This is a genomic window from Lysinibacillus sp. UBA6686, from assembly GCF_002455205.1.
GTDB lineage: Bacteria > Bacillota > Bacilli > Bacillales_A > Planococcaceae > Lysinibacillus > Lysinibacillus pakistanensis.
The window spans coordinates 56,394-66,888 of the sequence record NZ_DKJS01000036.1 but is presented as its reverse complement, the minus strand read 5'-3'; the positions used below and the strand labels follow the sequence as shown (position 1 = coordinate 66,888).

The window sequence follows — 10,495 nt, the reverse complement described above, 5'->3', positions numbered from 1 at the left end:
ATGTATTTGAAGGCTGGTATAAAGACCAAACCTTTACAACGCAATGGTATTTTGATACTAATGTAGTAACAGAGGATACAAAGCTTTATGCAAAGTGGAGAGTAGATAGCTCAACAGGTGGCGGAGGGTATAGTCCAAATCCTACACCTAACCCAACTCCAATCCCTAAAGAGCCAACACCAGTACCAGAACATCCAAAACCGACTCCAGAGCAGCCCAAGCCTGAGAAACCAGATTCTGTGCCAGAAGAGCCGGTTGAGCCACAACCACCTAAGCCAACACCTCAACCAGAAGAAGACAGCACTTTCTCAGATGTCCCTAAGGATCACTGGGCATGGACAATGATTCAGACCATGGCTAAACAAGGCGTAATTACAGGGTATTCAGATGGCACATTTAAGCCTAATGCTCCTGTTCAGCGTCAGCATGTTGCCCTGATGCTAGCAAGGGCAATGGAGCTAGAGCCGAAAAAAGAAGCGTTGGCATTTAATGATATCTCTGCGACTCATCCATACGCTGAGGTTATCCAGCGAGTACAACAGGCAGGGCTATTTGACGGAGTGAATGGAAACTTTAATCCTACAGCCAATATGACACGCGCTCAGATGGCAAAAGTATTGGTGCTAGCATTTCATTTAACATCAAAGAAAAAAGAGACATTTCATGATGTCCCAGCAACACATTGGGCATATGATTATATTGAAATTCTTGCAGCGAACGGTATTGCACTAGGAGATAATGGTAACTTTAAACCAGAAGATTATATTACACGTGCACAGTTTGCAGCATTTTTACACAGAGCCCTTCAACAATAACTTAAAATCCCATTAATAACAATTTGAAAAAGTTATTGATGGGATTTTTATTTTTAGCAAACGATTAACATTGCTCAATGGTGCTCGAAATTTAAAGTCCCTATCATAAGAGTTATAACCGGAATTTCATCAGTCTCGCTTTGACCAATTGGGGCTTTAAGCGTAGATTTTTGCTACATAAACATCCTGAAATGGAAGTCTTATTACTTGTTTAGGTGGCGAATTTTCCCTGATCAAAAAGGAGTGATTCAAATAAAGCTTATTCAATTTATATTTTTTGTTCTGTTTGTTGTTTTTGCTGTTGTGTCTATTAATCTTTCCATAAAGGAAGCTGAAAGAAATTATGATTGGAGAAATAACCCTGATGGTACTGTTACTGTAATTCATTTTAATGGGGAAACCAATGCATTTTCTATTCCAGATGAGCTGAATGGTAAAAAGGTAGCTAAAATAAGTGCTGATATATTTACAAAACGTTACATGGATCGTTTTTCGCTGATAACGAATGTTGAAGGTGAAAGAAGTAAGTAAATCAAAAGAGATTCCAGCCATGCTATAACATTTAAGGGTAAGAGAAATTACTTAAGGAAATAAAACAATAATTTCCAATTATGAAGTAGATTTTTAAACTGAAGTTATTAAAGGGTTTAATCAATGTGCTTTAGCTATCTTAAAAGTGGGAATATACTTTTAAGATAGCTTTTTTCGTATAAATTCCATCATCAATTTTGTTATTTACATGGCTAAAGAAGCTTATGTTTTTCACACGTTTTAATGAAAAATTTTCTTCTTTACTTTTTTAATCGACAGGCGTAATATGACATCATTATAAAAGTTTCAAATTTCTAAATCGCTGAAGCAACTAAACGCGGGGGACCCAATTTTTACGGATGACTTAGGTAATCCTTGGGGTGAATCTCTTCAATTATGGAGGGTAGGGCTACTCAGGCCCGAATCCGACAGCTAACCTCGTAAGCGTTAAGAGCAGAAAAGTGGAGCTTGGCAGACGAATGAACGTCTACAAGTCTTATTTCGTGATGACTTGTGGACTTTTTTTATCCCATGTATCTTCATCGTTCTAGGGAAAAAAGAAAGCCCCGGTGTATAACCGATTATGCGAAGGCGTAATCGATTTAGAAATGCGAAACACACTCTATGAAACTAGAAGGTGTTTATTATGAAATCTTCCTTTAAACGTTATGTTATCGGCAAACCATTAAGATCCGACGCATTAGGGGAACAAAAGCTAAGTAAAACAAAGGCACTTGCCATTTTATCATCTGATGCTTTGTCATCGGTGGCATATGGGCCTGAGCAAATTTTAATTGTACTTATGACTGTAAGTACAATTGCCTTTTGGTATTCACTACCGATTGCTGCTGGGGTTATTGTGCTACTAACAGCACTCATTTTTTCGTATCGTCAGGTAATTTTTGCTTATCCACATGGTGGAGGGGCATATGTTGTTTCTCGGGAAAATTTAGGCGTCAATGCTGGTCTTGTTGCAGGAGGATCATTACTTGTCGATTACATTTTAACAGTTGCTGTTAGTGTATCAGCGGGGACCGATGCGATTACTTCGGCATTTCCAAGTTTACATTCATATAATGTTATAATTGCTGTGTTTTTTGTTATTTGTCTAACGATTTTAAACTTACGGGGTGTAACGGAATCAGCATCTGTTCTAGCATATCCCGTTTATTTGTTTGTAGTAGTGATGCTGGTGCTGATTGGAGTAGGGATTTACAACGTCATGACTGGTCAGGTGCTTGCAGAACTTCATCCAAAGGTTGGGACACCAGTAGCTGGCATTAGTTTATTTATATTATTAAAGGCATTTGCATCAGGTAGCTCTGCTTTGACTGGTGTTGAGGCTATTTCAAATGCCATCCCTAATTTTAGAGATCCGGCTCCAAGAAATGCCTCAAAAACATTATTAGCAATGGGGGCAATTTTAGCAGTACTATTTATAGGTATTGTCAGCCTAGCTTATTTTTATGGAGTTGCCCCAAATGCAAAAGCAACAGTAGTTTCACAAATTGCAGAGGCAAGTGTTGGTAGAAATATTTTTTACTATATTGTTCAGGGAACAACGGCAATGATATTAGTACTTGCTGCGAATACAGGATATTCAGCCTTTCCTTTACTCGCTGTTAATTTATCAAAGGATGGTTTTATTCCTCGAATCTTTCAAATTCGTGGAGATCGCCTAGGCTATTCGAATGGTATTATGATGCTTGGCCTAGCAGCCATTGTATTAATCATTTTATTTGATGGAATGACAGAGCATTTAATTCCGCTCTATGCGGTTGGGGTGTTTATTCCGTTTACTTTAGCACAGGCAGGGATGATGCGAAAATGGTGGCGTGAAAAACCTAAAGGCTGGATACCTAAATTTACAATTAACACAATCGGAGCAATTATCTCATTTGTTGTTGCCATGATGTTTTTTGTGACGAAATTACCTCAGGTATGGCCGGTGTTTATCTTTTTACCAATCATTATTCTAATGTTTCATCGCATCAAGCATCATTATCAGGCAGTAGGTGAACAGCTTAGATTAGTAGATCAGGAGCTTCCAATTATTGAGGGAAATGTTTTCATTGTACCTGTGGCTGGAATTACAAAGGTAGTGGAAAACACGTTACATTATGCACAGTCATTAAACGTAGATAAAATTATTGCATTTTATGTAGCTTTTGATCAGGCTGATGCGAAAGCTTTTGAGGAGAAATGGAAAGTGTGGCAGCCAACTATACGGCTTGTAACATACTACTCTCCGTATAGAAGTATTACACAGCCGTTAATGAAATTTATAGATAAGGTAGAACACCAATGTCTAAAAACAGGGCATCAAGTAACTGTTGTGATTCCACAGTTTTTACCGAAAAAAGGATGGCATCATATATTGCACAATCAATCGAGTCTATTAATTCGGGCTTCGCTGTTATTTCACAAAAATGTCGTCATTATGACAGTACCTTTTCATTTATCAAAATAATGACTAGCAAGGTTGAAAATTGTCTGATATAATCAGTACGTTGATTGTAAAACACGAACGTTTACAATTAAAAATTAATAGAATACCAGTAAATTCCGAAAAATCAAACTTTATTCAAGGTGCCTTATAAGCGCATACCGAATGAAGTGTGGATTGAAAAACGGAATAGCCATAATGAAGTTTTTACAGTTTCATACCGTTTCACTCATATAATAGCGAGAATAGGGCTCGCGAGTTTCTACCGATTTACCGTAAATAAATCGACTATGGGTAGCAATGCTTTAGGAAACCTCATATAAGGTAATGATGTTTTCTATTCGTTTCGACGTTTTACGCTGAATGCTTTGCTCCACTCGTAGATGAATGGAATCAAGGTATTCAGCGTTTTTTTTTATCTTCATTCAGCAANNCTGAATGAAGATAAAGCCTCTGGCGGATGTCACGGATTTTCAAAGGAATAAATTGTGTAGGCACAATTCAAAATCCGGACGCATTGTTTATCTGTGCGAAAGCGAAGCGACAGCAACAATTACGCCAAGGCGAAATTGATCACTTGGAATGAGTGTTTTTAGATTTTCCTATAATGGGTGTTATTAGCTCATAATAAGTTATTACTATAAGAAAGAAGGATATAAAGGAAATGAAGTTACTACACGACAAAATTACGCAAGAGGGAAAAGTTTTATCTTCATCAGTATTAAAGGTAGATTCTTTTTTAAATCACCAAATCGACCCAATGCTAATGAAAGAAATTGGCCATGAATTTGCCAATCGCTTTTCGGACCAAGTTATTACAAAAATTTTAACGATTGAATCTTCAGGAATTGCACCTTCCGTTATGTTAGGGCTTGAAATCGGTGCTCCAGTAGTGTTTGCACGTAAACGTAAATCATTAACATTATCAGATAATCTTTTTTCTTCAAAAGTACATTCATTCACAAAAAATGAAACAAATGATATTTCCGTATCACGTAATTTCTTAAATGCAGAGGATAATGTACTAATCGTTGACGATTTCCTTGCCAATGGGGAAGCGGTAAAGGGATTACTTGACATTGCAGCTCAAGCAGGTGCCAATGTGGTTGGTGTTGGTATCGTTATCGAAAAAGGCTTCCAAGATGGAGGGAAATTATTACGTCAACAAGGAGTTCGTGTAGAATCATTAGCCATTATCGACTCCCTAGAAGATGGCAACGTAACATTTGCTGCGGAGGCTCGCGCGTAATGAATACCTTTAAGTCGACAACGCTAGCGATTCAACATTTACTTGCGATGTATGCTGGAGCCATCTTAGTACCACTCATTATCGGTGGGGCTATTGGCTTTAATTCAGCACAAATGACATACTTAGTGGCGATTGACATTATGATGTGTGGAATCGCAACACTATTACAAGTGTTTTCAGGTAAGTTTATCGGTATTGGTTTACCAGTAGTGCTAGGCTGTACGTTTACTGCGGTTAGTCCAATTATTGCGATCGGGACAAATCCTGAGCAGGGGATTACCGATATTTACGGTTCTATTATTGCTTCAGGAGTCATTGTTGTTATTATTGCTGGCTTTTTCGGAAAGCTAGTAAAGTTCTTCCCACCGGTTGTGACAGGTTCTGTAGTATCAATTATTGGTATTTCTTTATTACCAGTAGCATTGAACAATATGGCAGGTGGACAAGGGGCAGAGGATTTTGCATCAGGCGCTAATGTCGCTTTAGCATTCATTACATTAGTAATTATTTTAGTGGTTTATCGTTTCTCTACAGGCTTTGTGCGTGCGATTTCTATTTTAATCGGTCTAGTTGCTGGGACAATCCTAGGAGCAATTATGGGAATGGTCGACTTTAGTCCAGTTTCAGAAGCAGATGTGTTACACATGGTTCAACCTTTCTACTTCGGTATGCCAACATTTAATGCATCCGCAATTGTCACTATGACACTTGTTGCAATGGTTTCTCTAGTAGAATCATCAGGTGTTTATTTTGCACTAAGCGATATTTGTAATAAAAAATTAGATTCAAAGGATTTAGCACGTGGCTATCGTTCAGAAGGGCTTGCCTCTGTGATCGGAGGTATTTTCAATGCCTTCCCATATACGACCTTCTCACAAAACGTGGGACTTACACGTATGTCTGGCGTAAAAGACCGTAAAGTCATTTACATCACAGGTGGATTACTAGTAGCACTTGGTTTCCTACCAAAAATCGCAGCATTAACAACGATTATTCCAACACCAGTACTTGGTGCGGCAATGCTAGCGATGTTCGGTATGGTTATTACGCAAGGTATGGGCATGTTAGTACCTGTTATGAATGAGTCAGCGGAAAATGCGATGATTGCTGCCATTGCAGTTAGTCTTGGTGTCGGTGTATCAGTTGTACCAGGAATTTTCGATGCACTGCCAGAAAGTGTATCTCTTCTAACATCTTTCGATGCGCTGTCAGAGAGTGTATCTCTTCTAACGTCTAACGGTATCGTCTGTGGTTCAGTCACAGCGATTATCCTTAATATTTTATTCAACATGATTGGGCCAAAGCATAAGAAAGACCCAATGCATGGGGAGTTATAATATAGCTTCATAATATGCCGGCTGCTTCTAGTTATTACTGATAAGCAGTCGGTATTTTTATATTATTTATTCAGAAACATTACTAGCATCACTTAAAGACAATGCTTTAGTTTCTTGAGCCCAAGCAAACGACATTAGAGTACCGAGAGCATTGTATTTTGTAGCCATACTTGGAAACAGGAAGGTACTAGCAGAACCTAATCGACTAATAGCTTTTGCAAAGCCTACATCTGAGGAACGAATATCTGTTGGGAAACTTTCCACTGGGAATACATCTCACAGCAGATAAAATTAATATAACAACGATCATAAGAACCATTAGATTACTTGGTAATACGGAAAAGGGAATCCGATGAATTTAGTCCATGTAGATGTTTGAAATAAAATGAATCGGGAATTGCTAAATAAACGGCATGTTAGCTTTTTATAGAATGTAACTACTTATTTAAACATATATAGAGTATATCATTACTTTTTGAAAGGTCTCTTACAAATGCAAAGTATAGTTCTAATTTTAATACTTCAATTGGTTTATGTGCCTTTTCTAACATTACGAACAATATTTTTGGTAAAAAATATTACTTTTCTTGCTGCTTTATTCGGTATGATGGAGATGTTAGTGTATGTATTTGGCCTTTCACTAGTTTTTAGTGGAAAACAAAGTATGTTAGCCATGGTCGTTTATGCCATTGGTTTCGGTCTAGGTATTTTTTTAGGTGCAAAAATCGAACGAAAACTTGCGATTGGCTACGTTTATACGACTATCAATACTCAGAATAAAAACGAAGAGCTCATAAATTACCTGCGGAATGAAGGCTTTGCTGTAACCATTTATGTTGGTGAAGGACGAGATAGTAATCGCTATAAATATGAAATATTAACAAAGAGAAATCGCGAGGTGGAGCTCTTTCAAATCGTGGAGCAATTTGAACCAAATGCGTTTATTATTTCTTATGAGCCTAAATCATTTAAAGGTGGATTTTTGCTAAATCGAATGAAGGTAAGGCAAAAATAATGGGATTTACCACAAAATAGACCTCTGCTTTTTTAGCAGAGGTCTATTTTTAACTATTATGAAACTTCTCGTTAACCCATTCTTTAAATAATTCAAAATCAGTATAAACGACTTCCTTGTAGCGCATTGCTTGTAAAATACTACTTTCCACAAATACATGGCGCTCTTTTCCGATGGCATTTAAAATTTCCTCTTCACTATGGTAGGTGAAAACCTGTGAGTAATCAACATCGGCACGGGCATGAATTTTAGCGGCAATTTGGCCCATAGTTGCAGCAGTTGTAATATAATCCTCTAAATCCCGATAGTTTTTCGGCTTTACCTTTTTCTTATAAGGAGAGCGCTCTCGAATGTAGTATTCTTGACCATCCATTGTAACATAATCAAGATGTGGGTCCTCTAGATGATGCATTGCTTTTTGAGTGCTGACTACACGGGCCCCTTGATGCTTATAATTCTCCCAAAAAACCTCATTATATGGCAAAAAGTAAGCTGGAATGGCTGTGCGAACCTCCTTCATTTCAAGCACTAAATCATCTACTCCTAATGCATCTGTTTGACCCTCAACTAAAATATAATAACGTTTCAGGCCTATAGATGCTGTTCCTGAGCCGTATTTGATGGCAATATCTTTAATTTTATAGCTCGGAAATACAGTGGTAATAGCAGCATATTCCTCAGCAGAGACGGGCTGTACTTCATCATTCCATTGGAAAACACGCTGACCAGCATCGTTAATATACGTTATATCCTGTAAAAAATGTGAACGTTGCCGTTTTTCCAGCTTTTTCAGCACTCGTTTAATCGGCCCCTTTGTATTATGTTTAGTGAATGTTAGTGTCAGTGGATCGTCCTGCTTACGTTGAAATCGTTTTAATTGATGAATATAACTATGTAAAAAATGATGAATAGCTGTTTCCTGGGCAGCCTGTTGTAAGCCCTGCTCCTCAAGATACAGTGCAATACTAACACTCATGCGAATAATATCATAGAGGTAAGAGCCAACATAGCCTTCATCGAAATCATTAACATCAAACACAATGTCGCCTGTTTCATTTTGAAAGGCGCCAAAGTTGTCCATATGCATATCACCCTGTATCCATGCAGGTTTAACATCAGAGGTATGGAAGATAGAGGGGGATTTTGTCACATCAAAATAAAATAAGTAGGCACTTCCGCGGAAGAAGCGGAAGGGACTTTCTAGCATCGTATCATACTTTTCTTTTCGTTGCTTTTCGCTTAATTTCATTCTCTGTACATCAAACTCTTCAAAAATAGTAGCTAGCAAAGATTTTCTTAAATGTAAGCGTGTATTCTTTACACGCTCTAATAGTGTATGTTCCATATTTATACCTCTTTTCATTTATTTACAACTATATACTGAGAATAAAGGAATAAGATTTGATTGTTAAGTAGAAGAATGAAATTTTTTAAGTGTACCTATTATTAAGAATTTTATCGAGCGGACTCGATAAAAAAATTGGGAGTATTCTTGTACAAAGGCGTATTTGATAACATGTTCATATTAAAATTTTCATACTATATTTACATGCTAAGTCCCGGAGGGGGGTTGTATGTATTTTTTTACGAAAGGCCTGGTTATTCTTATAGGAAGTACTGCTGTATCGTTAGGAATTAATTTATTCTTAACGCCCTATCAAATTTTAGATGGGGGCGTTGTAGGAATAGCACTTATTTTATACTATTTGTACAAGTTAAAAATCGGCTTAATGATTATCATCATTAGTATTCCGATTTTTATAATAGCTTGGTATAAATATAGAGCGTATTTTTACAATAGTATACATGGATTAATTGCCTCTTCACTTATTATCGATTTATTGAAGCCTGTTCGCAATCTTATTCAAATAGAAGCCATCTATAGTGCCATATTAGGTGGGATTCTTATGGGGTTTGGGATAGGTTTAATGCTTAGATTTCAGACAAGCACTGGCGGTACAGATTTAATTGCGCAGTTCATATGTGATAAAACTGGCATTAATGTAGGGATTCTTATATTTATGATTGATTCCATTGTTATCGTTGTAGGTGGGTTCCTTTTATCCTCTAGTACACTGATGCTGTCCATTATCACAGTATTTGTTGTCGGCATTACTACCAGCTTAATGACTAGTCATCCAAAATAAAAAATAGCTTCAGTAAGACTGAAACTATTTAAAGTACTAGCGAGAGCTTTTCATCATTCTTTTTTTGGGATGAGCGGGTTTGACCTCCGCAATTAATATAGCAAGCAAAATTAGTATCGCACCTACAACCATGCGACCTGTTAATACCTCATGTAAGAATATGACTGACAATACCATACCGAAGAAAGATTCTGTCGACAAGATAATTGCAGCCTTTGTAGCAGAAGTATATTGATTAGCTACATTTTGAAATAGATAGGCAAGGGTAGTTGAAAAAATAGCTAAGTATATAATAGAATAAATAGCTTCTTTTTCAAGCGTAGTAGGGATGTCACCTTGACTGACTACAACCAGAATACCTAATAATGATGCTGTGATAAATTGAATAATTGTTAGGGCTATGGCATCTTCCTTTTGGACAAAGAGGTTTGTACAGAAAATATCAAAGGCGAATGCAACAGCACATGCTAAGGAAAGTGCGTCTCCTATATTCATTGTCAATGAGCCCTGTAGTGATAAAAAACCGATTCCGACAATAGCCATAATTGAACCAATAATTTCATAGCCATCTATACGACGTTTGTAGACGGCATATGCGATTAATGGAACAACTATAACATTGACTGCTGTTAAAAAGGCATTTTTAGATGGGGTCGTATATTGTAAACCAACAGTCTGAAGAGCAAAGGCAATGTACAATATGGTGCCTAATATAATCCCTTTCCAAATTACTGATTTTGAAGCTTTTTTTAATCTATAGCCAAATATAATGGTTAGTATAATGGCGGCTAATAAAAATCTCCCTGCCATTACTTGATAAGCTGTTAAATATTCTAAAGCGATAGCTGTTATAACAAATCCGCTACCCCAAACGATAGCCGTAACTAAAAGCATACCGTCAGCCATATATTGTTTCATCTATCTTCCTCCTAACTTTACTAGAATAGCATGAGAG

General features: G+C 37.1%; 10 protein-coding genes and 2 riboswitches. Of the genes, 7 read left to right on the top strand and 3 right to left on the bottom strand.

Features of this window, described 5'->3' with window-relative positions:
- The 5 genes from B2R82_RS09000 to B2R82_RS08980 form a co-directional block, all read left to right on the top strand.
- A partial coding sequence (locus B2R82_RS09000; RefSeq protein WP_286924532.1) for an S-layer homology domain-containing protein occupies positions 1–815 on the top strand: 815 nt, incomplete at its 5' end.
- A gap of 243 nt (positions 816–1,058) precedes the next feature.
- Positions 1,059–1,346: a hypothetical protein gene (locus tag B2R82_RS08995; RefSeq protein WP_286924531.1), complete on the top strand. Its 288-nt coding sequence runs from the start codon at positions 1,059–1,061 to the stop codon at positions 1,344–1,346.
- A 310-nt stretch (positions 1,347–1,656) separates the two neighbouring features.
- A riboswitch (cyclic di-AMP (ydaO/yuaA leader) is annotated at positions 1,657–1,807 on the top strand.
- 185 nt (positions 1,808–1,992) lie between these two features.
- Positions 1,993–3,816, top strand: a complete 1,824-nt coding sequence (locus B2R82_RS08990) for an APC family permease (protein ID WP_286924530.1) — start codon at positions 1,993–1,995, stop codon at positions 3,814–3,816.
- Between the two features lie 185 nt (positions 3,817–4,001).
- Positions 4,002–4,103: riboswitch (purine riboswitch) on the top strand.
- Between the two features lie 353 nt (positions 4,104–4,456).
- A complete protein-coding gene (locus B2R82_RS08985; protein WP_283870421.1) occupies positions 4,457–5,041 on the top strand; it encodes a xanthine phosphoribosyltransferase in 585 nt (194 codons plus the stop codon).
- Positions 5,041–6,378, top strand: a complete 1,338-nt coding sequence (locus tag B2R82_RS08980; RefSeq protein WP_286924529.1) for a nucleobase:cation symporter-2 family protein — start codon at positions 5,041–5,043, stop codon at positions 6,376–6,378. The genes B2R82_RS08985 and B2R82_RS08980 overlap by 1 nt, the downstream gene beginning before the upstream one ends.
- Positions 6,379–6,444: 66 nt before the next feature.
- Here B2R82_RS08980 and B2R82_RS08975 read toward each other — a convergent pair whose 3' ends face one another.
- Entirely contained in the window at positions 6,445–6,642 is a 198-nt protein-coding gene (locus B2R82_RS08975) for a hypothetical protein (RefSeq protein ID WP_286924528.1), read from the bottom strand.
- Positions 6,643–6,871: 229 nt separating this feature from the next.
- Between B2R82_RS08975 and B2R82_RS08970 the strand changes: the two genes are divergently transcribed.
- Positions 6,872–7,393, top strand: a complete 522-nt coding sequence (locus B2R82_RS08970) for a DUF2179 domain-containing protein (protein ID WP_286924527.1) — start codon at positions 6,872–6,874, stop codon at positions 7,391–7,393.
- 49 nt (positions 7,394–7,442) lie between these two features.
- Here the strand turns inward: B2R82_RS08970 and B2R82_RS08965 are convergent, their stop codons facing one another.
- Complete coding sequence (locus B2R82_RS08965) at positions 7,443–8,738, bottom strand: DUF2252 domain-containing protein (RefSeq protein ID WP_286924526.1); 1,296 nt, start codon at positions 8,736–8,738, stop codon at positions 7,443–7,445.
- Between the two features lie 229 nt (positions 8,739–8,967).
- Between B2R82_RS08965 and B2R82_RS08960 the strand changes: the two genes are divergently transcribed.
- Positions 8,968–9,540: a YitT family protein gene (locus tag B2R82_RS08960; RefSeq protein ID WP_286924525.1), complete on the top strand. Its 573-nt coding sequence runs from the start codon at positions 8,968–8,970 to the stop codon at positions 9,538–9,540.
- 36 nt (positions 9,541–9,576) lie between these two features.
- Here B2R82_RS08960 and B2R82_RS08955 read toward each other — a convergent pair whose 3' ends face one another.
- The gene (locus tag B2R82_RS08955) at positions 9,577–10,458 is read right to left on the bottom strand and encodes a DMT family transporter (protein WP_286924524.1); all 882 of its coding nucleotides are present in this window, start codon (positions 10,456–10,458) and stop codon (positions 9,577–9,579) included.
- Between the last annotated feature and the right edge of the window lie 37 nt (positions 10,459–10,495).

What these genes read in the sequence shown, in the direction of transcription:
- B2R82_RS08990 (WP_286924530.1), top strand. Translation starts at nt 1,993, where the DNA reads ATGAAATCTTCCTTTAAACGTTATGTTATCGGCAAACCATTAAGATCC.
- B2R82_RS08985 (WP_283870421.1), top strand. Translation starts at nt 4,457, where the DNA reads ATGAAGTTACTACACGACAAAATTACGCAAGAGGGAAAAGTTTTATCT.
- B2R82_RS08980 (WP_286924529.1), top strand. Translation starts at nt 5,041, where the DNA reads ATGAATACCTTTAAGTCGACAACGCTAGCGATTCAACATTTACTTGCG.
- B2R82_RS08970 (WP_286924527.1), top strand. Translation starts at nt 6,872, where the DNA reads ATGCAAAGTATAGTTCTAATTTTAATACTTCAATTGGTTTATGTGCCT.
- B2R82_RS08965 (WP_286924526.1), bottom strand. Translation starts at nt 8,738, where the DNA reads ATGGAACATACACTATTAGAGCGTGTAAAGAATACACGCTTACATTTA.
- B2R82_RS08960 (WP_286924525.1), top strand. Translation starts at nt 8,968, where the DNA reads ATGTATTTTTTTACGAAAGGCCTGGTTATTCTTATAGGAAGTACTGCT.
- B2R82_RS08955 (WP_286924524.1), bottom strand. Translation starts at nt 10,458, where the DNA reads ATGAAACAATATATGGCTGACGGTATGCTTTTAGTTACGGCTATCGTT.